The 25,883-nt window shown below is 68.1% G+C and carries 25 protein-coding genes; 17 read left to right on the top strand and 8 right to left on the bottom strand.

What is annotated here, in order from left to right; all coding sequences use genetic code 11:
• Positions 1 to 145: 145 nt before the first annotated feature.
• The 14 genes from H7X47_RS02995 (at position 146) to H7X47_RS02935 (ending at position 13,875) form a co-directional block, all read left to right on the top strand.
• Positions 146 to 1,723, top strand: coding sequence for an ABC transporter substrate-binding protein (locus tag H7X47_RS02995; protein ID WP_319633512.1), 1,578 nt, complete (start codon positions 146 to 148; stop codon positions 1,721 to 1,723).
• Positions 1,724 to 1,817: 94 nt separating this feature from the next.
• Positions 1,818 to 2,831: an ABC transporter permease subunit gene (locus tag H7X47_RS02990; protein WP_193367108.1), complete on the top strand. Its 1,014-nt coding sequence runs from the start codon at positions 1,818 to 1,820 to the stop codon at positions 2,829 to 2,831.
• Positions 2,832 to 2,840: 9 nt separating this feature from the next.
• Complete coding sequence (locus H7X47_RS02985) at positions 2,841 to 3,659, top strand: ABC transporter permease subunit (protein ID WP_322096445.1); 819 nt, start codon at positions 2,841 to 2,843, stop codon at positions 3,657 to 3,659.
• Positions 3,611 to 3,757, top strand: a complete 147-nt coding sequence (locus H7X47_RS26415; RefSeq protein WP_322096444.1) for a hypothetical protein — start codon at positions 3,611 to 3,613, stop codon at positions 3,755 to 3,757. Before H7X47_RS02985 ends, H7X47_RS26415 begins: the two co-directional genes overlap by 49 nt.
• A 7-nt stretch (positions 3,758 to 3,764) precedes the next feature.
• Positions 3,765 to 4,754, top strand: a complete 990-nt coding sequence (locus H7X47_RS02980) for an ABC transporter ATP-binding protein (protein ID WP_193367107.1) — start codon at positions 3,765 to 3,767, stop codon at positions 4,752 to 4,754.
• Positions 4,751 to 5,758: a dipeptide ABC transporter ATP-binding protein gene (locus H7X47_RS02975; RefSeq protein ID WP_193367106.1), complete on the top strand. Its 1,008-nt coding sequence runs from the start codon at positions 4,751 to 4,753 to the stop codon at positions 5,756 to 5,758. The genes H7X47_RS02980 and H7X47_RS02975 overlap by 4 nt, the downstream gene beginning before the upstream one ends.
• A gap of 79 nt (positions 5,759 to 5,837) precedes the next feature.
• On the top strand, positions 5,838 to 6,485 hold the full coding sequence (locus H7X47_RS02970; RefSeq protein ID WP_193367105.1) for a nicotinate-nucleotide adenylyltransferase: 648 nt from the start codon (positions 5,838 to 5,840) through the stop codon (positions 6,483 to 6,485).
• An 18-nt stretch (positions 6,486 to 6,503) separates the two neighbouring features.
• Positions 6,504 to 6,950, top strand: coding sequence for a ribosome silencing factor (gene rsfS / locus H7X47_RS02965; RefSeq protein ID WP_322096443.1), 447 nt, complete (start codon positions 6,504 to 6,506; stop codon positions 6,948 to 6,950).
• Positions 6,951 to 7,034: 84 nt separating this feature from the next.
• Positions 7,035 to 7,493 carry a 23S rRNA (pseudouridine(1915)-N(3))-methyltransferase RlmH gene (gene rlmH / locus H7X47_RS02960; RefSeq protein ID WP_193367104.1) on the top strand — a complete coding sequence of 153 codons (459 nt, stop codon included), beginning with the start codon at positions 7,035 to 7,037 and terminating at the stop codon, positions 7,491 to 7,493.
• 47 nt (positions 7,494 to 7,540) lie between these two features.
• Complete coding sequence (gene gpmI / locus H7X47_RS02955) at positions 7,541 to 9,115, top strand: 2,3-bisphosphoglycerate-independent phosphoglycerate mutase (RefSeq protein WP_193367103.1); 1,575 nt, start codon at positions 7,541 to 7,543, stop codon at positions 9,113 to 9,115.
• A 2-nt stretch (positions 9,116 to 9,117) separates the two neighbouring features.
• Positions 9,118 to 10,503: a murein hydrolase activator EnvC family protein gene (locus H7X47_RS02950; RefSeq protein WP_193367102.1), complete on the top strand. Its 1,386-nt coding sequence runs from the start codon at positions 9,118 to 9,120 to the stop codon at positions 10,501 to 10,503.
• A complete protein-coding gene (locus H7X47_RS02945) occupies positions 10,503 to 11,801 on the top strand; it encodes a S41 family peptidase (protein ID WP_193367101.1) in 1,299 nt (432 codons plus the stop codon). The genes H7X47_RS02950 and H7X47_RS02945 overlap by 1 nt, the downstream gene beginning before the upstream one ends.
• A 170-nt stretch (positions 11,802 to 11,971) precedes the next feature.
• Positions 11,972 to 13,339 carry a divergent polysaccharide deacetylase family protein gene (locus tag H7X47_RS02940; RefSeq protein ID WP_193367100.1) on the top strand — a complete coding sequence of 456 codons (1,368 nt, stop codon included), beginning with the start codon at positions 11,972 to 11,974 and terminating at the stop codon, positions 13,337 to 13,339.
• Positions 13,340 to 13,377: 38 nt separating this feature from the next.
• Complete coding sequence (locus tag H7X47_RS02935) at positions 13,378 to 13,875, top strand: RNA pyrophosphohydrolase (RefSeq protein WP_193367099.1); 498 nt, start codon at positions 13,378 to 13,380, stop codon at positions 13,873 to 13,875.
• 69 nt (positions 13,876 to 13,944) lie between these two features.
• On the opposite strand, the gene H7X47_RS02930 is transcribed toward H7X47_RS02935, so the two are convergent.
• From H7X47_RS02930 to H7X47_RS02900, 7 genes are all read right to left on the bottom strand, one after another.
• Positions 13,945 to 14,763, bottom strand: a complete 819-nt coding sequence (locus H7X47_RS02930; RefSeq protein WP_193367098.1) for a ferritin-like domain-containing protein — start codon at positions 14,761 to 14,763, stop codon at positions 13,945 to 13,947.
• Positions 14,764 to 15,036: 273 nt separating this feature from the next.
• Positions 15,037 to 15,441: a F0F1 ATP synthase subunit epsilon gene (locus H7X47_RS02925; protein WP_193367097.1), complete on the bottom strand. Its 405-nt coding sequence runs from the start codon at positions 15,439 to 15,441 to the stop codon at positions 15,037 to 15,039.
• Positions 15,442 to 15,484: 43 nt separating this feature from the next.
• Positions 15,485 to 16,906, bottom strand: coding sequence for a F0F1 ATP synthase subunit beta (atpD, locus tag H7X47_RS02920; protein ID WP_193367096.1), 1,422 nt, complete (start codon positions 16,904 to 16,906; stop codon positions 15,485 to 15,487).
• A gap of 50 nt (positions 16,907 to 16,956) precedes the next feature.
• The gene (locus H7X47_RS02915; protein ID WP_193367095.1) at positions 16,957 to 17,865 is read right to left on the bottom strand and encodes a F0F1 ATP synthase subunit gamma; all 909 of its coding nucleotides are present in this window, start codon (positions 17,863 to 17,865) and stop codon (positions 16,957 to 16,959) included.
• 52 nt (positions 17,866 to 17,917) lie between these two features.
• Positions 17,918 to 19,450, bottom strand: coding sequence for a F0F1 ATP synthase subunit alpha (gene atpA / locus H7X47_RS02910; protein ID WP_193367530.1), 1,533 nt, complete (start codon positions 19,448 to 19,450; stop codon positions 17,918 to 17,920).
• A complete protein-coding gene (locus H7X47_RS02905; RefSeq protein ID WP_193367094.1) occupies positions 19,450 to 20,010 on the bottom strand; it encodes a F0F1 ATP synthase subunit delta in 561 nt (186 codons plus the stop codon). Before H7X47_RS02905 ends, atpA begins: the two co-directional genes overlap by 1 nt.
• A 351-nt stretch (positions 20,011 to 20,361) precedes the next feature.
• Positions 20,362 to 22,653, bottom strand: coding sequence for a primosomal protein N' (locus H7X47_RS02900; protein ID WP_193367093.1), 2,292 nt, complete (start codon positions 22,651 to 22,653; stop codon positions 20,362 to 20,364).
• Positions 22,654 to 22,793: 140 nt separating this feature from the next.
• On the opposite strand from H7X47_RS02900, the gene fsa reads away from it, so the two are divergent.
• Genes fsa through H7X47_RS02885 form a run of 3 tightly spaced genes read left to right on the top strand, consistent with a single transcriptional unit; the run spans position 22,794 to position 25,220 of the window.
• Entirely contained in the window at positions 22,794 to 23,474 is a 681-nt protein-coding gene (gene fsa, locus H7X47_RS02895) for a fructose-6-phosphate aldolase (RefSeq protein WP_193367092.1), read from the top strand.
• A gap of 7 nt (positions 23,475 to 23,481) precedes the next feature.
• A complete protein-coding gene (locus tag H7X47_RS02890) occupies positions 23,482 to 24,258 on the top strand; it encodes a DUF484 family protein (RefSeq protein WP_227010127.1) in 777 nt (258 codons plus the stop codon).
• Positions 24,231 to 25,220: a tyrosine recombinase XerC gene (locus H7X47_RS02885; protein WP_193367091.1), complete on the top strand. Its 990-nt coding sequence runs from the start codon at positions 24,231 to 24,233 to the stop codon at positions 25,218 to 25,220. Before H7X47_RS02890 ends, H7X47_RS02885 begins: the two co-directional genes overlap by 28 nt.
• On the opposite strand, the gene H7X47_RS02880 is transcribed toward H7X47_RS02885, so the two are convergent.
• A complete protein-coding gene (locus H7X47_RS02880) occupies positions 25,217 to 25,717 on the bottom strand; it encodes a GNAT family N-acetyltransferase (protein WP_193367090.1) in 501 nt (166 codons plus the stop codon). The genes H7X47_RS02885 and H7X47_RS02880 overlap by 4 nt on opposite strands.
• Positions 25,718 to 25,883: the final 166 nt, after the last annotated feature.

Below are 25,883 nucleotides of genomic sequence, written 5' to 3'. Positions count from 1 at the left end.
GCGGGTTTGTTCGTTGACATATGATCGACGGGCTATTTAGCTTGCCAATTCAGAGAAGGCGCGATATTGCGCCCAAGCCGCAATTAAGACAGCAAGTCACTAACGGCTACTGCAGGGAGACTACTTAATGAAGAGAACGCTTAGCATGACTGCGCTCGGCCTGATTATGGCCGCCAGCGTGACCGCCGCTGCCGAGGCGAAGACCCTGGTCTTCTGCTCGGAAGGCAGCCCCGAGGGCTTCAACCCATCGCTGTATACCGCCGGCACCACCTTCGACGCGTCCTCGCGTCAGGTGTTCAACAAGCTGGTCGAATTCACCACCGGCACCACCAACATCGAGCCGGCGCTGGCAGAGACCTGGGACGTGACCGATGACGGTCTGGAATACACCTTCCACCTGCGCAAGGGTGTGAAGTGGCAGACCACCGAGAACTTCACGCCGTCGCGCGACTTCAACGCCGATGACGTGGTGTTCTCCTTCGCCCGCCAGTGGGACAAGAACCACCCCTACCACGGTGTTTCCGGCGGCGCTTACGAGTACTTCAACGGCATGTCGATGCCCGACCTGATCAAGGACATCGTGAAGGTCGACGACTACACCGTGAAGTTCGTCCTCAACCGTCCCGAAGCGCCGATGATCGCCAACCTGGCGATGGACTTCGCCTCCATCCTCTCGGCCGAGTATGCCGACAAGATGATGGAAGCCGGCACGCCGGAGAAGGTCGACCTGGAGCCGGTCGGCACCGGTCCCTTCCAGCTCGTCGCCTATCAGAAGGACGCGGTGATCCGCTACAAGGCGCACCCGGCCTACTGGCGCGGCAAGGCCGACATCGACAACCTGATCTTCGCCATCACGCCGGACGCCAGCGTGCGCTACCAGAAGCTGAAGGCCGGCGAGTGCCATGTGATGCCCTATCCGAACCCGGCCGACATCGAGGCCATGAAGGCGGACCCGGACATCAACCTGCTGCAGCAGGAAGGCCTGAACGTCGGCTACCTGGCCTACAACGCCCTGAAGCCGCCTTTCGACAATCCCGCGGTGCGCAAGGCCCTGAACCTGGCCATCAACAAGCAGGCCATTATCGACGGCGTCTTCCAGGGTGCCGGCAAGATCGCCAAGAATCCGATCCCGCCGACCATCTGGTCCTACAACGAGGCCACGGTTGACGATGCCTACAATCCGGACACCGCCAAGGCGCTGCTGGAGGAAGCCGGGGTCACCAACCTGAAGACCGCGATCTGGGCGATGCCGGTGCAGCGTCCCTACAACCCCAACGCCCGCCGCATGGCCGAGCTGATCCAGGCCGACTGGGCCGCGATCGGCGTCGAGGCGGAGATCGTCAGCTACGAGTGGGGTGAGTACCTGGAGCGTTCCAAGAGCAAGGATCGCGACGGTGCCGTACTGCTGGGCTGGACCGGCGACAACGGCGACCCGGACAACTTCCTGGCCGTGCTGCTGGGCTGTGACGGCGTCGGCGGGTCGAACCGCGCCCAGTGGTGCTACAAGCCCTTCGAGGACCTGATCCAGAAGGCCAAGGTCGTGAGCGACAACGACAAGCGCGCTGAGCTCTACAAGCAGGCCCAGACCGTGTTCAAGGAACAGGCCCCCTGGGCGACCATCGCGCACTCGGTCGTCTTCAAGCCGATCCGCAAGGAAGTGAAGAACTTCAAGATCGACCCCTTCGGCGGTCACGTCTTCTACGGCGTCGACATCGAAGAGTAAGCCGGTCACGCTGATCAGAAACGGACGGGAGGAGCTTTAAGCTCCTCCCGTTCGCGCTTCAGCCGCCCTGCGAGTCGCCCCGGGCCAAGACGACATGCTCCGCTTTCTCATCACCAAGTTCGCGCAGATGATTCCGACCTTCTTCGGCATCACCGTGCTGTCCTTCGCCTTCATCCGGCTGCTGCCCGGCGACCCGGCGACGCTACTGGCCGGCGAGCGCGGGGTGACGCCGGAACGCCATGCCGAGCTGATGGCCCTGCTCGGCTTCGACAAGCCCATCTGGCAACAGTACCTTCTCTACGTTGCCGACGTCCTGCAGGGTGACCTCGGCAATTCCCTGGTCACCAGACAACCGGTCTTGGAGGAGTTCTTCACCCTCTTTCCGGCGACGCTGGAGCTTTCCATCTGCGCCATGATCTTCGCCACCGTCCTCGGCCTGCCCGCCGGCATCATCGCCGCGGTGAAACGCGGCTCCTGGTTCGACCACACCCTGATGGGCAGCGCGCTGACCGGCTATTCCATGCCGATCTTCTGGTGGGCGCTGATCCTCATCATCCTGTTCTCCACGCCGCCGCTGTCCTGGACTCCGGTGTCGGGACGCATCGACATTCTCTACTTCTTCGACCAACCGACCGGCTTCATGCTGATCGACAGCCTGCTGTCGGGCGAGAAGGGCGCCTTTTGGTCGGCCCTCAGCCACTTGGTGCTGCCGACCATCGTGCTGGGCACCATTCCGCTGGCGGTCATCGCACGGCAGACGCGCTCGGCCATGCTGGAGGTGCTGAGCGAGGACTATGTGCGCACGGCAAGAGCCAAAGGCCTGGCGCCTTCGCGCGTGATCGGGCTGCACGCGCTGCGCAATGCGCTGATCCCCGTCATCACCGTAATCGGCCTCTTGGTTGGCACCCTGCTGGGCGGCGCCATCCTGACCGAGACCATCTTCGCCTGGCCGGGCATCGGCAAGTGGATGGTCGATTCCATCTCGCGCCGCGACTACCCCTCGGTGCAGGGCGGCCTGCTGCTGATCGCCGGCATCGTGATGATCGTGAACATTACCGTCGAGCTGCTCTACGGCCTCATCAACCCGCGCATCCGTTACCGGCGCTAGGAGGGACAAATGTCGAGCAGCGACGAAGCTCTGAAGATCCCCGCCGCCAAGCGCAACGTCCGCGCCGAGCGCCTGCGCGAGTTCTGGCACTACTTCTCCGAAAACAACGGCGCCGTCGCCGGGCTCGGCATCATCGTGCTGCTGGTGCTGCTGGCCGTCTTCGCCGACGTGGTGGCGCCGCACTCGCCAATCCATCAATACCGCGGCCACTTTCTCGTGCCGCCGGTGTGGATGGAGGGCGGTTCCTGGGACTTCATCCTCGGCACCGACGCCGTCGGGCGCGACATGCTTTCACGGCTCATCCACGGTGCGCGCTATTCGCTCTACGTCGGCACCGTCGTCATCACCATCGCCTTCAGTGCCGGCATTACGCTGGGCCTCATTGCCGGCTTCTTCCGCGGCACCGTCGAGACGCTGATCGCCCGCACAATGGACATCATCCTCGCTTTCCCAGCCATCCTGCTCGCCCTCGTCCTGGTCACCATCCTGGGCCCCAGCCTGACCAACGCCATGATCGCCGTCGCCGTGGTGGTGCTGCCGCACTTCGTGCGCCTGACCCGCGCCTCGGTGGTTTCCGAGAGCACCCGCGACTACGTCACCTCGGCCCGCGTCGCCGGCGCCCGCCTGCCGCGCCTGATGTTCGTCACCGTGCTGCCCAACTGCATGGCACCCTTGATCGTGCAGGCGACGCTGTCCTTTTCCAACGCGATCCTTGGGCGGGGGCGGCGCCGGGTTCCCGGGCCCGGGGCGCCCACCCCCCCACGCCGGAGTGGGGCGCCATGCTGTCGGACGCCCGCGAGTTCATCACCAGCGCCTGGTGGGTGGTGACCTTCCCGGGCCTGGCCATTCTCATCACCGTTCTTGCCATCAACCTCTTCGGGGACGGGCTGCGCGACGCGCTGGACCCGAAGTTGAAACGGTCATGAGCCTGCCATGAGCCTACTCGAGATCCGCAACCTCTCGGTCGACTTCCAGACCGCCCACGGCCTGTTCCGCGCCGTCGATTCCGTCGACCTGGACATCGCCAAGGGCGAGCTGGTCGCCATCGTCGGCGAGTCCGGCTCGGGCAAGTCGGTCTCCATGCTGGCGCTCATGGGCCTGCTGCCCTGGACCGCCAAGGTGACCGCCGACTGCCTGGCCTTCGACGGCCGTGACCTCTTGACCATGGCGCCCCGGGAGCGGCGCAAGATCATCGGCAAGGACATGGCGATGATCTTCCAGGAGCCCATGACCTCGCTGAACCCCTGCTTCACCGTCGGCTTCCAGATCACCGAGTCGCTGAAGACCCACCTGGGCGGGTCGCGCGCCGAGCACCGCCGCCGCGCCATCGAGCTGCTGGAGTTGGTCGGCATCCCGGCGCCGGAGACGCGGCTTTCGGCCTTCCCGCACCAGATGTCCGGCGGCATGAACCAGCGCGTGATGATCGCCATCGCCATCGCCTGCAACCCGCGCCTGCTGATCGCCGACGAGCCGACCACAGCCCTGGACGTCACCATCCAGGCGCAGATCCTGGAGCTGCTGGTCGAGCTGCAGCGCGAACGCGACATGGCCCTGGTGCTGATCACCCACGACCTGGGCGTGGTGGCCGAGACCGCCGAGCGCGTCACCGTGCAGTACGCCGGCCAGCAGGTGGAAAAGCAGCCTGTCGAGAGCCTCTTCGACGACCCGCACCATCCCTATACGGCCGCCCTGCTGGCCGCCCTGCCGGAGCGCGCCACCTCCAAGCGCCTGCCGTCGATCGCCGGCGTGGTACCGGGCCAGCTCGACCGCCCCGGCGGCTGCCTCTTCAACCCGCGCTGCGGCTTCGCCACGGAGCGCTGCCGCCAAGAGGTTCCGGTCCTGAACAGAGGCGCGCTGTGCCACTACCCGCTGAGCCGCGGCGTGCCGCAAGGTCACCCCGAACACCAGGGAGAAGACGCATGAGCGGCCGGCCCACTGGGCGCCGCGTGCTCGAGGCCCGCGACCTGGCCCGCCACTACAAGGTGGGCGGCGGGATGTTCTCCGGCGCGGCGACATTGAAGGCGCTGGACGGCGTCGGTTTTTCGCTGACCGCCGGCAAGACCCTGGCGGTGGTCGGCGAGTCCGGCTGCGGCAAGTCGACCCTGGCGCGCCTGGTCACCCTGATCGAGCGGCCGACCGCGGGGAACCTCGTGCTCGGCGACGCCGATGTCACCGAGGCCAAGGGCGAGACCCAACGCAAGCTGCGCCAGTCCGTGCAGATCGTCTTCCAGGACCCCTACGGCTCGCTCAACCCGCGCCAGAAGATCGGCACCATCCTGGAGGAGCCGCTGCTCATCAACCGGAAGATGTCGGCGGCCGAGCGCCGCGAGGCGGCGGAAGCCATGATGGCCCGTGTCGGCCTGCGCCCGGAACACTACGAGCGCTACCCGCACATGTTCTCCGGCGGCCAGCGTCAGCGCATCGCCATCGCCCGTGCGCTGATGCTGAACCCGGACATCGTGGTGCTGGACGAGCCGGTCTCGGCGCTGGACGTGTCGATCCAGGCGCAGGTCCTGAACCTGCTGGCCGACCTGCAGGAAGAGTTCGACCTGGCCTACCTCTTCATCTCCCACGACCTCTCGGTGGTGCGCCACATCGCCGACGAGGTCATCGTCATGTACCTCGGCCGCCCGGTGGAGCAGGGCCCGCGCGACGCGGTCTTCGCCAGGCCGCGGCACCCCTACACCCAGGCCCTGCTCTCGGCCACGCCCAAGGCGGACCCGACCCAGAAGCGCCAGCGCATCAAGCTCTCGGGCGAACTGCCCTCGCCGCTGAACCCGCCGGGCGGCTGCGCCTTCAACCCGCGCTGCCCCTACGCCAACGAGCGCTGCCGCACGGAGCGTCCGGCGATGCTGGCGGCCGAGGGCGTGACGGTGGCCTGCCACGCGGTGGAAGAAGGCCGCCTGCCCGAGGAAACCGCGGTTTAGACCGGGTTTCATTATGGCTTGTCTCCGGCGGTCGGCTGGTTTCTGATCCAGGCGCCATGAAACCGGACGTCGAAAAGCCATGACCGCGCCGCTCCCCGGGCTGACCCGGGCCGAACTGGGCGCCGAGCTGGCAGGCCAGGTGCCGCCGCCGGGCACGCGCGTCGGCCTCCTGGGCGGCTCCTTCAACCCGGCCCACGCCGGGCACCGGGAGATCTCCCACGAGGCGCTGACCCGCCTCGGCCTCGACCGGGTGTGGTGGCTGGTCTCGCCGCAGAACCCCCTGAAGTCGCCCGAGGAGATGGCCCCCCTGGCCGAGCGCCTGGCCCGGGCGCGGGAAGCCGCCGACGACCCCCGTATCCTGGTGACCGGTCTGGAGACCCGCCTGGGCAGCGCCTATACGGCCGATACCCTGCGTGCCCTGACCCACCTGCTGCCGCGGGTGAACTTCGTCTGGCTCATGGGCGCAGATAACTTGATTCAAGTTCATAAATGGCAGGACTGGCCACAAATCTTTAATAGCCTACCCGTTGCGGTTTTCGACCGCCCCTCCTATTCTTTAAGGGCGCTGTCAGGTAAGGCGGCGCGCGCTTTTGCCCGGTACCGGCTGAATGACAGCTCGGCGCGGCACCTGGCGGAGGCAAGGCCGCCGGCTTGGGCTTTCATACGTTGCCGCTTGAACCCCCAGTCAGCGACCGAAATCAGGGCCCGAACGCCGTTGCAGGGTTAACCGGCGGGCGACCGGCCCTTGGCGACCACAAAGAGGAGATTTAGGGTCATACTCCAAAAGACCAAGGCCCCCCGGGCCGATCTGCAGGACGCTCTCGCCCACAGCCGGCGCCTGCTTTCCGTAGTTGAGTCGTCCCTGGAAGACGACAAGGCGGACGACATCGTCGTCATCGAACTCGCCGACAAATCCAGCATCGCAGACTTCATGGTGATCGCCTCCGGCCGCTCGGCCCGGCAGGTCGGCGCCATGGCCGACCATCTGCGCGAGAAGCTGAAGGCCGAAGGCGTCCACGGCGTCGCCGCGGAAGGCCAGGCGCGCTGCGACTGGGTGCTGATCGACGGCGGTGACGTGATCGTCCACCTGTTTCGGCCGGAAGTACGCAGCTTCTACAATCTGGAAAAGATGTGGGGCGCGAACCTGGCGCCGGCCGGCGGCGAAGCGGAGCTGGACGCGACCGTTAACTGACCCTCGCGGGCAACTGACGGGCCGCGCCAAGCGGACTGCCTGAAACCCGGGCAGCCCCAGAGCGTCGGCGGTGCGGGTGGATCGATGCGAATTACCCTGGCGGCAGTCGGCCGGAACAAGGCCGGCGCCACGAAGGAGCTTTACGAGCTTTACGCCGCGCGATTGCGCTGGCGGATCACCCTGAAGGAAGTCGAGGAACGCCGGCCCCTGCCGGCCGAGGCGCTGAAGGAGCAGGAAGGCGAGCTGCTGCTGGCGGCGCTGCCGCGGGGCGCCAAGGTCATCGCCCTGGACGAGGGCGGCAAAGAGATGACCAGCCGCGATTTCGCCGCCCTGCTGGGGCGCTGGCAGGACGAAGGGGTGGCGGACCTGGCTTTCATGATCGGCGGCGCCGACGGACTCTCTCCGGCCGCACGCCAGGCCGCCGACGTCATTCTTTCCTTGGGGCGTATGACCTGGCCCCATATGTTGGTGCGGGGCCTGCTGGCCGAGCAGCTGTTCCGCGCCGAGAGCATCCTCGCCGGACATCCTTACCACCGGGATTGAGCCTTGCCGGGGATCGAACGAGACAATAGAGCCGTCAGAGTAACGCCATGACCGACACGACCGCCCATCCCGATAAGCCGCGCCCCGTTGTGCTGTGCATCCTGGACGGCTGGGGCCATCGCGAAAGCTGCGAGAACAACGCCATCTGCGAGGGGCCGACGCCGAACCTGGATCGCCTGTTCAAAGAAGAGCCGCACGCCCTGGTCGACGCCTCGGAAGGCGAGGTCGGCTTGCCCAGCGGCCAGATGGGCAACTCCGAGGTCGGCCACATGAACCTGGGCGCCGGGCGCGTGGTCATGCAGGACCTGCCGCGCATCGACGCCGCCGTCGCCGACGGCAGCTTCGCCAAGAACCCGGTCCTGACCGAGGCCATCGCCAAGCTGAAGAAATCCGGCGGCACCGCCCACGTCATGGGCCTGCTGTCGCCCGGCGGCGTGCACTCCCACCAGGACCAGATTGCCTACCTGGCCGAAACCCTGGCCGAGGCCGGCGTGCCGGTCGCCGTGCACGCCTTCCTGGATGGCCGCGACACCCCGCCGCGCAGCGCCCTCGACTACCTGAAGGATTTCCAGAGGAAGGCGCCCAAGGCGCGCCTCGCGACTATCTCCGGGCGCTACTACGCCATGGACCGCGACAAGCGCTGGGCCCGCGTCGAGAAGGCCTTCGCCGCCCTGGTGAAGGCCGAGGGCGAGCGGGCCGCCGATCCCCTGGCCGCCGTCGAGCAGAGCTACGCCGCCGACACCTCCGACGAGTTCGTGCTGCCCAGCGTGGTCGGCGACTACACCGGCATGAAGGACGGCGACGGCCTCTTCATGGCCAACTTCCGCGCCGACCGCGCGCGCGAGATCCTGCAGGCGCTGCTCGACCCGGGCTTCGACGGCTTCGACAACGCCGCGCGGCCGGACTTCGCCGCGGCCGTCGGCATGGTGGAATATTCGCTCGAGCTGAACGCCTTCCTCACCACGCTCTACCCGCCGCTGGAGCTGACCCAGACCCTGGGCGAGCTCGTCGCCGCGGCCGGCAAGAAGCAGCTGCGCATCGCCGAGACCGAGAAGTACGCCCACGTCACCTTCTTCTTCAACGGCGGGCGCGAAGAGGTCTTCGAGGGCGAGGAACGCATCCTGGTGCCCTCGCCCGACGTCGCCACCTACGACCTGCAGCCGGAGATGTCGGCGCCGGAGGTGACCGACAGGCTGGTCGCGGCCATCGCCGCCGGCAGCTTCGACCTGATCGTGGTCAACTACGCCAACGGCGACATGGTGGGCCATACCGGCGATCTGGCCGCCGCCATGAAGGCCGTGGCCACCGTCGATACCTGCGTCGGCCGCCTGTCCGAGGCGGTACGGGAAGCCGGCGGCTGCATCCTGCTGACCGCCGACCACGGCAACGCCGAGCAGATGAGCGACGAAAAGACCGGCCAGGCGCACACCGCCCACACCATGAACAAGGTGCCGCTGCTGCTGGTCAACGGCCCGGCGCGCGCCCACGACCTCTCCGACGGGCGGCTGGCCGACATCGCACCGACGCTGCTGGACCTCATGGGCCTGCCCCGCCCCGACGCCATGACCGGCCACAGCCTCATCGGCCGCGGCGCGGCGCGCGGCGAGGCGGCCGCGGAATAGCTTTGGCCACGCGCGCCCAGCGACTTCCCCTCAACCGGGCCCTGGCCGGCGCCCTGCTGCTGTCGATCGGCCTGGGCCCGGCGTTTCCCGCCGCCGCCCAGGAAAAGAACCAGAGCCTGAAGGAGCTGGAGCGCTCCCTGGCCGAGGACAAGGCGCGGGCCGAGAAGCTGGCCGCCGAGGCCGAAGCCCTGGGCGCCGAGGTCGAGGAGTTGCGCGCCAGGTCCATCGCCGCCGCCAAGCGCGCCCAGGACCTGGAAGGCGAGATGACCGCGGCCGAGCAGACCCTGACGGCGCTGCGGGCCGAAGAAGAGTCCAAGGCGGCGGACCTGGCCAAACGCCGCGAACAGCTGGGACGCACCCTGGGCGCGCTGCAACGCCTGGCCCTGCAGCCGCCGGAGGCCGCCCTGGCGCGCAGCGAGGCGCCCATCGAATCCGCCCGCGCCGCCCTGCTGCTGCGCGTCGCCATCCCCAAGCTGGAGGATCAGGCCACCGCCCTGCGCGCCGAACTGGGCGACCTGGCGGTGCTGCGCGCGCGCATCGCCATCGAGCGCGACGACCTGGCCGCCGCCGCCGCCTCCCTGGGCACCGAGCGCGACCGCCTGGCGGCGCTGCTGGACCGCAAGTCCGAACTGCAGGAAACCGCGGAGGCCGAGCGCAGCGCCGCCCAGGACCGCATCGCCAAGCTGGTCAAGGAGGCCCGCGACCTGCGCGAGCTGACCGAGCGCCTGGAGGCCGAGGCCCGCGCCGCCGAGGAACGCCGCCTGGCCGCCGAGCATCGCCGCCAGGAGCAGCTGCGCCGCGCCGTGGAGCAGGAGGCCGCCCGCCGCAAAGCCCTGGAGCAGCAGCAGGCCGAAGCCGCCGCCAGGGCCGCCGCCGAGGCGCAGAAGGCGCGCGAGGCCGCCGCAGCCGCCTCACGGCAAGTTGAACAGGACAATCCCCAAGTCGCCCGGCTGACCCGCCCGCCCTCGCTGCGCCCCTTTCCCGACGCCCGGGCAAGCCTGACGGTGCCCGTGCGTGGCAGGGTCGTGCGGCTTTACGGGCAGGAAAGCGACACCCCGGGGGCCACCGACAAGGGGATTTCCATCAGCGCGCGCCCGGGAGCCCAGGTGGTGGCGCCTTTTGACGGGAAAATCGCCTATGCCGGACCGTTCCGCGGTTATGGGCTTATCTTGATCATCGACCATGGCGGGCGATATCATACGATATTGGCCGGTTTCGATCGGATCGACGCCGTGGTCGGGCAGTGGGTATTGGCCGGGGAGCCGGTCGCGCAGATGGGCGACGCGGCCGGCAGCAATCCGGAGCTTTACTTGGAACTCCGCCGTACAGGGCAGGCCATCAATCCGCTCCCCTGGTTGGCGACAAACGACGACAAGGTGCGAGGTTAATGCGCAAATTCCAGATCGCGGCCATTGTTGCCGCCCTCATGATCGCTGTGCCGCAGTTTTCGACGGCGCAGGACAACTCGTCCGACACCTACCGGCAACTCAAACTGTTCAGCGACGTCTTTGAGCGCGTGCGCGCCGACTACGTCGAGGAAGTCACCGACCAGCAGCTCATCGAGTACGCCATCCAAGGCATGCTCTCCACCCTGGATCCGCACTCCAGCTACCTCAACGCCGAGTCCTTCGGCGACATGCGGGTGCAGACCAAGGGCGAGTTCGGCGGCCTGGGCATCGAGGTCACCATGGAGAACGGCTTCGTCAAGGTGGTCTCGCCGATCGACGACACGCCCGCCGCGAAGGCAGGCGTGCAGCCCGGCGACTTCATTACCCACCTGGACGGTGAGCCGATCCTGGGCCTGACGCTGAACGAGGCGGTCGAGAAAATGCGCGGGCCGGTGAACACCGACCTGACGGTGACCATCCGCCGCGAGAACGAAGAACCCTTCGACCTGACGATCACCCGCGACGTCATCAAGATCCAGTCGGTGCGTAACCGCGTCGAGGACAACGTGGGCTACATCCGCATCACCACCTTCAACCAGCAGACCATGCCCGGCCTGGAGAAGGCCTTCACCGAGATCAAGGCCGAGGTCGGCGGCGATCTGCGCGGCTATATCGTCGACCTGCGCAACAACCCGGGCGGACTGCTGGACCAGGCGATCGAGGTGTCCGACGCCTTCATCGAGCAGGGCGAAATCGTCTCGACGCGCGGCCGCGTGGCCGAGGATTCCCAGCGCTTCAACGCCACGCCGGGCGACCTGGCCGACGACCTGCCTGTCGTTGTGCTGATCAACGGCGGCTCCGCCTCGGCCTCCGAGATCGTGGCCGGCGCCCTGCAGGACCATCGCCGCGCCATCATCATGGGCACCCGCTCCTTCGGGAAGGGCTCCGTGCAAACCATCATTCCGCTGGGCCCGAACGGCGCCATGCGCCTGACCACGGCGCGCTACTTCACACCCTCGGGCCGCTCGATCCAGGCCCTCGGCATCGATCCGGACATCCTGGTCGAGCAGGCCACCGTGGAGCAGGCCGAGGCCGCGCGTCCCGGCCGCCGCGAAGCGGACCTGCCCGGCGCGCTGGCCAATCCCAACGAGGAAAACGGCGTCGGCGAGAGCCCCGACGGCGAGGAGCCGCAAGACACCCATGCGCTTTCGGATTCGACGCAGAAGGACTTCCAGCTGGCTCGCGCCTTCGACCTGCTGCGGGGCCTGGCCCTTTATAATCAGCGGGTCGTGAACTAAAAGGGTGGTCACGACACGTTGATTCGGTGCGGAGTCGCACCGCAAAGAGGGCCGGTACCATTTCGATGACGCCACGTCGTCACACAGCTTCGCGACGGCAGGGATGCCGCATGCGCCCGGGCCGCCCGTGCGGCGGGCGCCTGCGGCACCCGGCCTAAGAACGGCAGGCCTTGGGCGGCTTTCTCGCCAACCGCGGCTTGCTGATCACCGCCTGGTTCGTCGTCCTGGCGGCCCTCGGCGGTGCCCTGGCCCTTGCCTTGCTGCAGCCCCCACCGGTCGTCCCCCGTACGGAACCGGTGACCCTCGCCCTGCCGCTGCCGAAGGCCGTGGTCGCCCCGCCCGAAGCGGTCGCGCCGGAGACCGCGGAGATGCCGGAGGGGGCGCCGGAAGCCATGACCGAGGCCACCCCGGAACCGGCCGCCGAGACGGTTCCAGGGATGCCGGAGGAAGCATCCGGGGAAACACCGGCGGCGGCCCCACAGGAAGAGGCCCCTAAGGAAGAAGCCGGGGAGACGCCTGCCGCAACGGCGGCCCTGCCGCTGCCGAAACCGGCGCCGCCCGCGGGGGCCATGGCCGAAGAGGAGAGCCCTCCGGGTCCAGAGACGGCCCCGGAAACGACACCCGAGGCACCCGCCCCAGCCGCTGTCGAAGAGCCCGCGGAGGCGCCGGCCGCCGCGGCCCACGGCGAGACGCCCCCGGAAAAGGAAACAGCCAAAGAAGCGCCCGCCGGCGCGGAGCCTGCCCCGGAAGCGCCTGACACCGAGCAGGTCGTCGCGATTCCGGTCATCCCGCCGGCGCCGGAGCAGCTGCCCTATTGGGAACGCTACCGCCAACCCTTCAACATGGCCGACACGCGCCCGCGCATTGCCGTGGTGCTGACCGGCCTCGGCGTCTCCGACAGCGCCACCGAGGCGGCCATCAACAAGCTGCCGCCGGCGATCACGCTCTCCTTCAGTCCCTATGCCCGCGGGCTTGAGCGCTGGATCGCCCTGGCGCGCTCGCGCGGCCACGAGGTCATGCTCGACCTGCCGATGGAGCCGGCAACCTTCCCCAACGAGGATCCCGGCCCCCAGGGTCTGCTGATCAAGCTCAGTCCCGAGGAGAACCTGGACCGGCTGGACTGGGTGCTGAGCCGCGGCAGCGCCTACGTCGGCGTCGCCGGCACCCTGGGCTCGCGCTTCACCGCCTCGCGCAGCGCCATGGAGCCGATCCTGCAGGACGTGAAGGCGCGCGGCCTGATCTTCCTGGACCGCCGCACCACGGAAGAGTCGGTGGTACCCGCGGTGGCCGCCGAACTGGGCCTGCCGCGCGCCATCAACAACCGCTCCATCGACGAGCGCCAGGCCAGCCGGGTCGCCATCGACGCCCGCCTGGCGCAGATCGAGCGTATCGCGCTGACCGACGGCTACGCCGTGGCGATGGCCCAGCCCTATCCGGTCACCCTGGAGCGCCTGGCCGACTGGGCGACGGAACTGACCGCGCGCGGTTTCGTCATCGCGCCCATCTCCGCCCTGGCCGATCAGCAGAAAGCACCCTGAGAAAACCGTCCCCTGAGAAAACCGTCCAAAGAAGCCCCATGCTGAGCCCCAAGGAGATCGCCAAGCTGCCTTACCGGCCCTGTGTCGGGATGCTGCTGCTGAACAGCGAGGACAAGGTCTTCGTCGGCCGGCGCATCGACACCGCCAAGGAAGGCGACAACATCTGGCAGATGCCCCAGGGCGGCATCGACAAGGGCGAGACGCCCGAAGCGGCGGTGCTGCGCGAGATGGAAGAGGAGATCGGCACCGACAAGGCCGAGATCATCGCCGAGAGCCGCCAGTGGCTGCACTACGATCTGCCCGACCACCTGGTCGGAAAGGTGTGGAAAGGCAAGTACCGGGGCCAGAAGCAGCGCTGGTTCGCCCTGCGGTTCCTGGGGCAGGACTCCGATATCGACCTGGCGACCGAGCACCCGGAGTTCGACGCCTGGCGCTGGGTGGAGCTGGAAGACGCGCCGGGCCTCGTCATCCCCTTCAAGCGCGACACCTACCGCGCGGTAGTCAGCGAATTCCGCGACCTGCTGGGGCGAAACTAACCAGGCTCGCAACGGGCCTGGAGCTCGCCAGCGCCCGGCGATACGCCATCAATCAGGAAAGAAGCGCCGCTAGGCCGCGGCCAGCTTGCGGCCGCGCCAGCGGATGAAGCCGAAGGCGGCGCGGGCGGCCAGGTCAGCGGTGCGGCCCTGGGGGTTGAGGCCTGCGGCCTTGAAGATCATCGCCACGGCGCGGCGCACCTGGGGCTCGCGGTAGCAGGCCATGGCCCGCTTCATGTAGGCGCGGCCGTAGGTCTTGCGGTCGTAAGGCGTCGCCGGGTTCTCGTTGGCGGCGTAGAAAGCGTAGGCCAGCTCGTCGTCCTCGCTCTCGCCGATGCGGCCCAGCGCCACGGCAAGGCGCTTCCACTTGCCGATGTTCTCCCGCTCCAGGTAGCGGCGCAGGAAGGTGTAGAACAGCCTGTAGTGACGCAGCTCGTCGGCGGCGATGCGGCGGCAGACCTCACGCAGCACCGGCTCCTGGGTGGTCGCGCCGATGGAGGCATAGTAGGAGGAGGTCCCGACCTCGACGATGCAGCGCGCCACCAGCTCGCCCGAGCGTGAGCCGCGGATCGAGGATTCCGAATCGACGGCGATCTTGTAGCCGTCGCGAAAGCGCCCGAAGCTCTCGTCGAAATTGAAGCTGTCGTCGGCCAGCTTGGCCCAGCGCGCCAGCGCCTCACCGTGCTGGATCTCCTCCAGGGCCCAGGCATCGGCCGCCGCTTGGAACTCGGCGTCGTCCGGAAACACGTTGCACAGGTAGGTGGCGTAGTCGGCGCCGTTGTATTCGACCATGCTGGCCGCCTTGACGATCTTCACCAGCTCAGGATCGGCCTTGCCCGGATCGAACTTATCCCAGGGAATGTCGTCTAAGGTCCAGTGACCGCCGGTCATCGCAAACGTCCCGCCAAACGAAGTGGTTCAAACGAATTACGTCGAAGTGCTTGTGGTTCAAGCCGCGGGCAATCCCCAAGGATTCTCTTGCACAACCGCTTCTGTGACGGTTTTGCGAAACCGCAGACTATCTAGAAGAATCTGCCGAATCAACGGCTTCCCAAAAAACAGGGCGCAGGCCCCTGAAGGACAACGGCTTTCCCGCCCGGAAGTTTCCGGACAGAAGCTAAACGAATCGGGCGGGGAATGTCGGGAGGCTTCGGGCGCCGGCGGTCAGCCGGTCGCCCGCAGCAACTCCTCGGCGATCTTGATCTGGCGCTCGGCCGAAGCCTTCTCGGCGTCGTCCTTGGCGTCGATCAGGTCGTCCTTGGCGTCCGAGAGGCGCTGTTCGGCCGCCGCCCGGTCGATCTCGCCGACCGGCAGGGCCTCCTCGGCCAGAACGGTGCAGCGCGCCGGGGTGACCTCGGCAAAGCCGCCGGCCACGAAGATCCGCTCCGCCACGCTGCCGCCGTCATGCACCTGGATGACGCCGGGGCGCAGGGTCGAAATCATCGGCGAGTGCCGCTCGAGGACGCCGAAATCGCCCTCCTCGCCCGGCACCACGACCATGTCGACCTCCTGGGAGAGCAGCAGGCGCTCCGGGGAGACCAGTTCGAATGCGACTTTACCTTCGGCCATCTTTGCGCCGTCCGTTCGTTATCAAGTCCTGGCGGAGAGGCCCTTAGGCCGCTTCCGCCGCCAGCTTGCGGGCCTTCTCGACGGCCTGCTCGATTGCGCCGACCATGTAGAAGGCCGCCTCCGGCAGGTGGTCGTACTCGCCTTCGCAGATGCCCTTGAAGCCGCGCACGGTGTCCTCGATGGAAACCTGCACGCCCGGCGAGCCGGTGAAGACCTCGGCAACGTCGAAGGGCTGCGACATGAAGCGCTGGATCTTACGCGCGCGGGCCACGGTCAGCTTGTCCTCTTCGGAAAGCTCGTCCATGCCCAGGATCGCGATGATGTCCTGCAGGGCCTTGTAGCTCTGCAGAATGCGCTGCACCTCGCGCGCCACCTGGTAGTGCTCCTCGCCGACGACCTGGGGGTCGAGAATACGGCTGGTGGAGTCGAGCGGATCGACGGCCGGGTAGATGCCCAGCTCGGCGATCTGACGCGACAGCACCGTGGTCGCATCCAAGTGCGAGAAGGAGGTGGCAGGCGCCGGGTCGGTCAGGTCGTCGGCCGGCACGTAAATGGCCTGCACCGAGGTGATCGAGCCCTTCTTGGTGGTGGTGATGCGCTCCTGCAGGGTGCCCATGTCGGTGGCCAGCGTCGGCTGATAGCCCACCGCAGAGGGAATGCGGCCCAGCAGCGCCGAGACCTCGGAGCCCGCCTGGGTGAAGCGGAAGATGTTGTCCACGAAGAACAGCACGTCCTGGCCTTCCTCGTCGCGGAAGTATTCCGCCTGGGACAGACCGGTCAGCGCCACGCGGGCACGCGCACCCGGCGGCTCGTTCATCTGGCCGAAGACCAGCGCCACCTTGGAGTCGCCGTCCAGGTTGATGACCTTCGATTCGATCATTTCGTGATAGAGGTCGTTGCCCTCGCGGGTCCGCTCGCCGACGCCGGCGAAGACCGAGTAGCCGCCGTGGGTCTTGGCGACGTTGTTGATCAGCTCCTGGATCAGCACCGTCTTGCCCACGCCGGCGCCGCCGAAGAGGCCGATCTTACCGCCACGGGCGTAAGGGGCCAGCAGATCGACGACCTTGATGCCGGTGACCAGCATCTCGGCTTCGGTGGACTGCTCGGCGAACTCCGGCGCCTCGCGGTGGATCGCCGCGTGGTGCGAGGCGTTGACCGGCCCGCGCTCGTCGATCGGCTCGCCGATCACGTTGATGATGCGGCCCAGCATCTCCGGGCCGACCGGCACGGTGATCGGGGCGCCGGTGTCGGTCACCTCCTGGCCGCGCACCAGGCCCTCGGTCGCATCCATGGCAATGGTGCGCACGATGTTCTCGCCCAGGTGCTGGCCGATCTCGAGAATCAGACGCTTGCCGTCGTTGGTCGTCTCAAGCGCATTCAGGATCGGCGGCAGGTCGCCGGCGAACTGTACGTCCACCACCGGGCCCATCACCTGGGTAACTTTGCCAACGAGGTTTGCTGCCATATTCTTGCTCCTTGGTGCCGGCCGCCGGTCGGGCGGCCCGCCATCCACCGTTACATCGCTTCCTTAGCGGAAATAATCTCGATCAGTTCGCCGGTAATCGCGGCCTGACGCGTGCGGTTATAGATCAGCGTCAGGTTGTTGATCATCTCGCCGGCGTTGCGCGTCGCATTGTCCATGGCGGTCATGCGCGCACCGTGTTCGCTCGCCGCGTTCTCCAGCAGGCCCTTGAAGACCTGGATGGAGATGTTGGTCGGCAGAAGCGCGGAGAGGATCTCCTCCTCGCCCGGCTCGTACTCGTAGACCGCACCCTCCAGGCCCCCATTTGAGCCTGCGCCGGTCTCCTCTTCCCCTTCCTCGGCCTTGGGCGGCGCGAAGGGGATGAGCTGCTGCGGCGTGACGATCTGCGAGATCGCGGAGCGGAACTCCGCGTAGATCATGGTGCAGACGTCGAACTCGCCGGCCTCGAACATCGAGACGACGCGCTCGCCGATGGCCGAGGCCTTGTCGAAGCTGAGCGACGGCTTGGCCACGTCCTCTATGGTCTCGACGATCATCTGGCCGTAGTCGCGGCGCAGCTGGTCGCGGCCCTTGCGGCCGACGCAGAGGATCTTCACCGTCTTGCCGTCGTCCAGCAGACTGCGGATCATCCGCCGCGCCTCACGCACGATGGAGGTGTTGAAGCCGCCGCAGAGACCGCGGTCAGCCGTCGCCACCAGAATGAGGTGCGTGTCGTCGCTGCCCGAACCGGCCAGCAGCTTCGGCGCGCCGGCCTGCCCGGCCGCGGCCGCCGCCAGTGAGCCCAGCATCCGCTCCATGCGCTGGGCATAGGGGCGCGACGCTTCGGCCTGCTCCTGGGCGCGGCGCAGCTTGGCCGCCGCCACCATCTTCATGGCGGAAGTGATCTTACGCGTCGACTTGACGCTGTCGATCCGCACCTTCAGGTCTTTGAGATTCGGCATCCGCCGTGCCCCGCTCCGGCTTTCTTAAAGTCGTTCGCCCGTCGTCTTCGAATCAGGCCGCGAAAGTCTTCGTGAAGCTGTCGAGGAAGGTCTTCAGCTTCTCTTCCGTCGCATCAGAGATGACCTGCTCGTCGCGGATGGCCGAGAGGATGTCGGTGCCCTCAGCCCGCAGCTTGGCGAGCAGCTGCGCCTCGAAAGCGGTCACCTTGGTGACCGGGATCTTGTCGAGGTAACCGCGCACGCCGGCGAAGATCACCGCCACCTGCTCCTCGACCGCCAGCGGCGAGTACTGCGGCTGCTTCAGCAGCTCGGTCAGGCGCGAACCGCGCGCCAGCAGGCGCTGGGTCGCCGCGTCGAGGTCGGAGGCGAACTGCGAGAAGGCCTCCATCTCGCGGTACTGCGCCAGCTCCAGCTTAATGGTGCCGGCGACCTGCTTCATGGCCTTGATCTGCGCGGCCGAGCCCACACGGCTGACTGAGAGGCCGACGTTCAGCGCCGGGCGGATGCCCTTATAGAAGAGGCCGGTTTCCAGGAAGATCTGGCCGTCGGTGATCGAGATCACGTTGGTCGGAATGTAGGCCGAGACGTCGCCGGCCTGGGTTTCGATGACCGGCAGGGCTGTCAGGCTGCCGTTGCCGGCATCGTCGCCCATCTTCGCCGCGCGCTCCAGCAGGCGGGAGTGCAGGTAGAAGACGTCGCCCGGATAGGCTTCGCGGCCCGGCGGGCGGCGCAGCAGCAGCGACATCTGGCGGTAGGACACGGCCTGCTTCGACAGATCGTCGTAGATGATGACCGCGTGGGTGCCGCTGTCGCGGAAGAACTCGCCCATGGTGCAGCCGGTGTAGGGCGCCAGGAACTGCAGCGGCGCCGGCTCGGAAGCCGTGGCGGCCACGACGATGGAGTATTCCAGGGCGCCGTTGTCCTCCAGGATCTTCACGAACTTGGCGACGCTGGAGCGCTTCTGGCCGATGGCGACGTAGATGCAGTACAGCTTCTTCGACTCGTCGTCGCCCTGGTTGATCGGCTTCTGATTGATGATGGTGTCGAGCGCGATGGCGGTCTTGCCGGTCTGGCGGTCGCCGATGATCAGCTCGCGCTGGCCGCGGCCGATCGGGATCAGCGCGTCGATGGCCTTCAGGCCGGTCTGCATCGGCTCGTGGACCGACTTGCGCGGGATGATGCCCGGGGCCTTGACCTCGACGCGGCGCCGCTCGGTGCTCTCGATCGGGCCCTTGCCGTCGATCGGGTTGCCCAGCGCGTCGACCACGCGGCCCAGCAGGCCGCGGCCCACCGGCACGTCGACGATCTCGCCGGTCCGCTTGACCGTGTCGCCTTCCTTAATGCCGCGGTCTTCACCGAAGATCACGACGCCGACGTTGTCGACTTCCAGGTTCAGCGCCATGCCCTTGATGCCGCCGGGGAATTCGACCATCTCACCGGCCTGCACGTTGTCGAGGCCGTAGATACGGGCCACGCCGTCACCGACCGAGAGCACCTGGCCCACCTCGGCGACATCCGCCTCGTTGCCGAAGTTTTCGATCTGGTCTTTCAGAATGGCGGAAATTTCCGCGGCGCGGATGTCCATCATCCGACCCCTTTCATGGCGAGTTGAAGTCTTTGCAATTTGCTACGCAGCGAAGAGTCGATCATGCGGCTGCCGACCTTGACGACGAGACCGCCGATCAGCGCCGGATCGACCTTAAGATCAAGCTGAACCTTGCTGCCGACGGAGCTGCGCAGGGCCTCCAGGAGGGCGGCCTGCTGCGCGTCGGAGAGGTTGCGGGCGGCGGTCACCTCGGCGGTGATCTCGCCACGGCGCTGCGCCAGCTCGGCAAGGTAGGCCTCGATCATTGCCGGCAGCGCGAAGAGACGGTGGTTATCGGCCACCACCAGCACGAAATGGCGGGTCAGCTCCCCGGTTCCGATCTTCTCCATCAGCGCGGTCATGGCCTTGCGCTGTTCCTCACGAGAAAAGACCGGGCTGTCGAGCAGCCGGCGCAGATCTTCGCTTTCGGCAATCAACGAACGCAGCGCCTTCAGGTCGTCCGCGACCTGGTCCAGCGCCTTCTGCTCGTCGGCTAGATCGAGCAACGCGGAGGCATAGCGCCCCGCCAGGTCGCTCATGCTCGTGATATCACCAGCCAAGCCCGATGTCCTCGAAGTCCTTGTTGACGCCCTGGGTTTACCCCTGCCCGCGCGGCTGGCCCGTTATCAGATGAAACAAAGACATCCGGGCCTTACACAGGGCGGTGGACCCGCCCACGAGCGCGCGTTTGGTATCATAGGAGCCTGGGTGTTGCAAGGCGGGTGGGAGCGTCTTTTTGCCACTTTCTCGCCAGCGGTTTCCGGGGCTTCGCGCGGGGCTTCCGCCGCCCCTCGACCCGGCCGCCGCCGCCCCCTGATTCGGGGTCGAATCTGCCGCTTTTTTCATCACTTTCAACCGCCTGCGCACAGGCCGGGCGCCGCCGCCGCGTCCAGGGGCTGTTTCGACCAACCTCAGAGGAAACTGTAAGGGTCAATATCCACCTGCAGGCGCACGGCATTCGGCAGCTTCACCTGGCCCAGCCAGCGGCGCAGCAGCGCCTGCAGGCGGCAGCCGCGCGGCGCCTTGACCAGGAAACGGCGGCGGTGGCGGCCGCGCAGCACCGCCAGCGGCGCCGGCGCCGGACCCAGAATCGTCACCCCCTCGCTGCCGCTCTCTCCCCGGGGCGCGGCCCGGGCGAGGGCGCGCGCCACCTCGTCGACCTGGCGGGCGTCGGGGCCGGAGAGCACCAGGGCGGCCAGGCGGCCGAAGGGCGGCAGGCCGGCGTCCCGGCGCGCCGCCGCCTCGGCCTCGAAGAAGGGATCGCGCTCTCCCGCCGCCAGGGCCTGCATCACCGGATGCTCCGGCTCGGCCGTCTGCAGGAAGACCCGGCCGCGGTGCTCGGCGCGCCCGGCCCGCCCGGCCACCTGGTGAAGCAGCTGATAGGTGCGCTCGGCCGCGCGCAGGTCGCCGCCGTAGAGGCCGAGGTCGGCATCGACCACGCCGACCAGCGTCAGGTGCGGGAAGTGGTGGCCCTTGGCGACGATCTGGGTGCCGATCAGCAGGTCCACCTCGCGGTCCTGCACCGCCCGCACCAACTCCGCCGCCGCCTCCGGCCCGGAGAGGGTGTCGCTGGTCATCATCCCCTGGCGCGCCTCGGGGAACAGCGCTGACACCTCCTCGGCCAGACGCTCGACCCCCGGCCCGCAGGCGGTCAGGCTGCCCTCGGCGCCGCAGTCCGGGCAGGCCGGCGGCAGGCGCGAGGCATGGCCGCAGTGGTGGCACTGCAGGCGCCCGGCCAGGCGGTGCTCGACCAGCCAGGCGGTGCAGTTGGGACACTGCAGGCGGTGGCCGCAGGCGCGGCAGAGGGTGAGCGGCGCATAGCCCCTGCGATTGAGGAACAGCAGCACCTGCTCCCCGGCGGCCAGGGTCTCGGCGATGGCCTGCCTGAGCGCGTTCGACAGCCAGCCCGGCCCCAGCCCCTCCAGCTTCGCCGGCTTGTCCTCGCGCAGGTCGACCAGGGTCACCTCCGGCAGCACCGCGCCGCCGTGGCGCTCGGGCAGGTGCAGCGCGCGGTAGCGCCCCTTGCGCACATTGTTCAGCGACTCCAGCGACGGCGTGGCCGAGACCAGCACCGCCGGGATCTCGCCCAGTTGCGCGCGCACCACCGCCATGTCGCGGGCGTGGTAGGTGACCCCGTCCTCCTGCTTGAAGGCGCTTTCGTGCTCCTCGTCGATCACCAGCAGGCCGAGATCCGGATAGGGCAGGAAGAGGGCCGAGCGCGCGCCCACCACCACCGGGGCGTTGCTCTGGGCGATGGCGCGCCAGGTGGCGCGGCGCTGCGCCGAGGTGAGATCGGAGTGCCACAGCGCCGGGGCGACGCCGAAACGCCGCTCGAAGCGCTCCAGCCACTGTGCGGAAAGCGCGATCTCCGGCAGCAGGACCAGGGCCTGGCGTCCGGCGGCCAGGGCCTCGGCGATGGCCTCGAAGTAGACCTCGGTCTTGCCCGAGCCGGTGACGCCGTCCAGCAGGGTGACGCAGAAGGCCCCTTCCTTCACCGTCCGGCGCAGGGCGTCCGCGGCCTCGGCCTGCTGCCCGGAGAGCGCCGGGCCCGGGCGCGCCGGGTCGGGCGCTGCGAAGGCCGGCTCCTGGATCAGCTCCACCACTTCCAGCAGCCCGGCCTCGGCCAGGCCCTTGACCACCGAGGTACCGACGCCGGCGGCCTGCGCCAGCTCGGCCAAAGTGCGGGCGGGTCCGTCCTCCAGCTCCGCCAGCACGCGCTTGCGCGCCGGGGTGAGGCGCAGCCCCTCCGCCGATACCGCCTCGTCCCTTCTATAGAGAGTGACCGGGCGCGGCGGCTCCAGGGCCGAGGGCGAGGACAGCGCCATGCGCAACACGGCCCCCGGCGCGGCCAGGGTGTAGTCGGCGACCCAGGCGAGGAAGCGGCGCGCCACCTCGGTCAGCGGCGGCACGGGAAAAACCTCGAGGATAGGACGCAGCTTTTCCAGCGGCACTTCCTTGGCCTCGGCGGGCGAGTCGTCCAGCGGCTGGTCCCAGACCACGCCGGCCAGCTCGCGCTGGCCCAGCGGTACGCGCACGACGCTGCCCGCTTCCACCGGCGTTTCCTCGGCCAGCTCCGGCGGCACCAGATAGTCGTAGGGACCGGTCAGCGGCAGCGGCAGCAGGACCGCGACGCGGCGCGCCTGTTCGCCTTCGGAAACAAGGTCGAGCGGCAGGGTGGCAGTGCTGGCATGGCGGTCTGGCATCCGCTACACTCTAGCGACGCCGAGAGGGAGGGCCAACGCCCGGCTGCGGCGCCCTGAACGTCCGTGTGAGTTTTGGGCACGTCCCTTGCCGCGCAGCGGACCGGCAGGGCCATAGAGGCAGGAAGGACAGACCTGGCAGCATGAAATTCTTCATCGACACCGCCGACATCGCGGAGATCCGCGACCTGGCCCAGACCGGTCTGGTCGACGGCATCACCACCAACCCCTCGCTGGTCGCCAAGAGCGGCCGTGACTTCTTCGACGTGTTGAAGGAGATCTGCGAGGTGGTTCCCGGCCCGGTCAGCGCCGAGGTCACGGCCACCGATTTCGAGAACATGCTGAGCGAGGGCCACACTCTGGCCAAGCTGGCCGACAACATCGCGGTCAAGGTGCCGCTGACGGTCGACGGCCTGAAGACCTGCAAGGCGCTGAGCGACGACGGCATCAAGGTCAATGTGACGCTCTGCTTCTCCGCCGCCCAGGCGATCCTTGCCGCCAAGGCGGGCGCCGCCTTCATCTCGCCCTTCGTCGGCCGCCTGGACGACACCGGCGCCGACGGCCTGCAGCTCATCGCCGAGATCGTCGAGATCTACAACGCCTATCCCGAGTTCCACACCGAGGTGCTGGTCGCCTCCGTGCGCCACGTCGGCCACGTGATCGAATCGGCGAAGATGGGCGCCGACGTCGCCACCATCCCGCCGGCGGTGCTGCGCGCCATGTATAAGCATCCGCTGACCGACAAGGGACTGAACGACTTCCTCGCCGACTGGGCCAAGACCGGCCAGAGCATCCTGGGCAAGGACGAGCGCCGCAGTGCCTGAAAAAGAATTGCCCGAAAAAGAAGTCCCCAAGAACGCGCCCGCCAAGGACGCCGCCGAAGGCGGCAAGTCCGGAAACAAGTCCGGCGGGGCGCTGATGCAGCCGGTCTCCGGCGACCAGGTGGCCGCCTACCTGCGCCGCCATCCCGAATTCCTGGCCGAGCACCCGGACCTGCTGGACGTGCTGACGCCGCCGGCGCGCGACCGCGGCGCCGGTGTCGTCGACCTGCAGCAGTTCATGGTCGAGCGCCTGCGCGGTGAGCTGAGCGACATGGTGCAGCTGCGCGACGACCTTGTCGCCACCGGGCGCAGCAACCTGGCCACCCAGAGCCGCGTGCATGAGGCCATCCTGGCGCTCTTACGTGCGCGCAGCTTCGAGGAGTTCGTCGAGACCATCACCACCGACCTGGCGGTGATCCTGGACCTGGACGTGGTGACCATCGGCGTCGAGCAGGCCGCCGAGGGAGTCACCTGGAAACCCACCGCCGGCGTCTACTGCCTGGAGACGGGCAGCGTCGACGCCCTGCTGGGGCCGAGCGGCAACCTGCTGCTGCGCGAGGACATCGCCGGCGACCCGGCGATCTTCGACGGCGCCGCCGGGCTGGTGTGCTCCGACGCGCTGATCCGCCTGAGGATCAGCGACAACACGCCGCCGGCGCTGCTGGCGCTGGGCTCGCGCCAGAGCGGCGCCTTCCACGCCGGCCAGGGCACGGAGCTGCTCTCCTTCCTCTCGCACGTGCTGGAGGTTACCTTCCGCAAATGGCTGCACCTGCCGAGCGAAAGCTGAACCCAGGGGCACTGTCGGGGGATACCCTGACCGCCGCCGCCCCCGATCTGCGGGCGGCGCTCCGCGACTGGCAGGCCTGGCTGCGGGAAGAAAAGCGCGCCTCGCCCCACACCTGTCTGGCCTACCAGCGCGACCTCGCCCACTTCCTTGCCTTCACGATGGAACACCTGGGCCAGGCGCCGGCGCTGGCCGACCTCGCGCGCCTCACCACCGGCGATTTCCGCGCCTGGCTGGCCGCGCGCGCCGGCGCCGGCCTGCAGCGCAGCTCCACCGCCCGGGCGCTGTCCAGCCTGCGCGGCTTCTTCGGCTGGCTGAAGCGGCGCGGCCTGGCGGAGAACACGGCGCTGGCCGTGCTGCGTACACCCAAGGTGCCGAAAGCCGTGCCCAAGGCGCTGACCGCCGCCGAGGCCGAGGAGGCCATCGCCACGGTGGCCGAGTTGAGCGACGACGACTGGGTCGGCAAGCGCGACTGCGCGGTGCTGCTGCTGCTCTACGGCTGCGGCCTGCGCATCGGCGAGGCGCTGGGCCTGACCCGCGCCATGGCGCCGAAGCCCGGGCAGGACTCCCTGCTGGTCACCGGCAAGGGCAACAAGCAGCGCATGGTGCCGCTGCTGCCCGTCGTGCGCGAGGCCGTCACCGACTACCTGGCCGCCTGCCCCTACGCGCAGGAGAACGATTCGCCGCTGTTTCTCGGCAAGCGCGGCGGCCCGCTGGGGCCCCGCCAGGTGCAGCAGAGGATGCGCGACCTGCGCCTGCTGCTCGGCCTGCCGGAAAGCGCGACGCCGCACGCCCTGCGCCACTCCTTCGCGACCCACCTCCTGGCCGGCGGCGGCGACCTGCGCGCCATCCAGGAACTGCTGGGCCACGCCTCGCTGGCCTCCACCCAGCGCTATACCGAGGTCAACGTGGCCGGCCTGCTGGAGGTCTACGACCGCGCCCATCCGCGGGCGCAAAAACGCTAGGCGCCGCCGCACCGGCGCTGAAAGAGCCAGCGCTCCATCTCCGGGACGAAGCGCACCTCCTGGAAACCGAACTTCGCGAGAATGCGGCAGGAGGCCGTGTTCTCGGGCCGGGCGAAAGCCCGGACCTCCGCCAACTGCAGGACGTCGTCGGCGATGCGGACAGAAGCTGCGACCAGCTCGCTGGCATAGCCCCGTCCCCAAACGTCGGGATGGAAGCTGTAGCCAACCTCTATTCCCCAGCCGGGATCGAAGGGATCTTCATAGAGCCCGCCCCAGCCGACGGTGCGGCCGTCGGCCTTGTCGATCACGGTCCAGGGCGCGCAGCCATCGCGGCGCCGGCGCCGCTCGTGGATCGCGATGCGGCGCCGGCACTGGCGCAGCGAGCGGTCGACGTGGGTGTGGCGCATCGCTTCGGCATCGCCTAGAAACAAGAAAAGCGCCGGCACATCCGCCAACCGCGGCGGGCGCAGCAACAGCCGCGACGTCTCAAGTTCCATGCAAAATCAGCTCTCGTCGTATAGGGGAAGCTTGGCATAGAATTGTGCCATTAGGTTGAAAAAACCTGCTCTTTTGGGAAAACGGCCCGGCAATTTACACGTTTCGGCCAGATGAACCGTATAAGGTTCAGAACCGACAAAAATCAGTAGGTAGATCAACAAGGAG

This window comes from Pelagibius marinus (genome assembly GCF_014925385.1).
Taxonomy (GTDB): Bacteria; Pseudomonadota; Alphaproteobacteria; order Kiloniellales; family Kiloniellaceae; genus Pelagibius; species Pelagibius marinus.
This window is presented reverse-complemented; position numbering and strand designations above follow the sequence as displayed.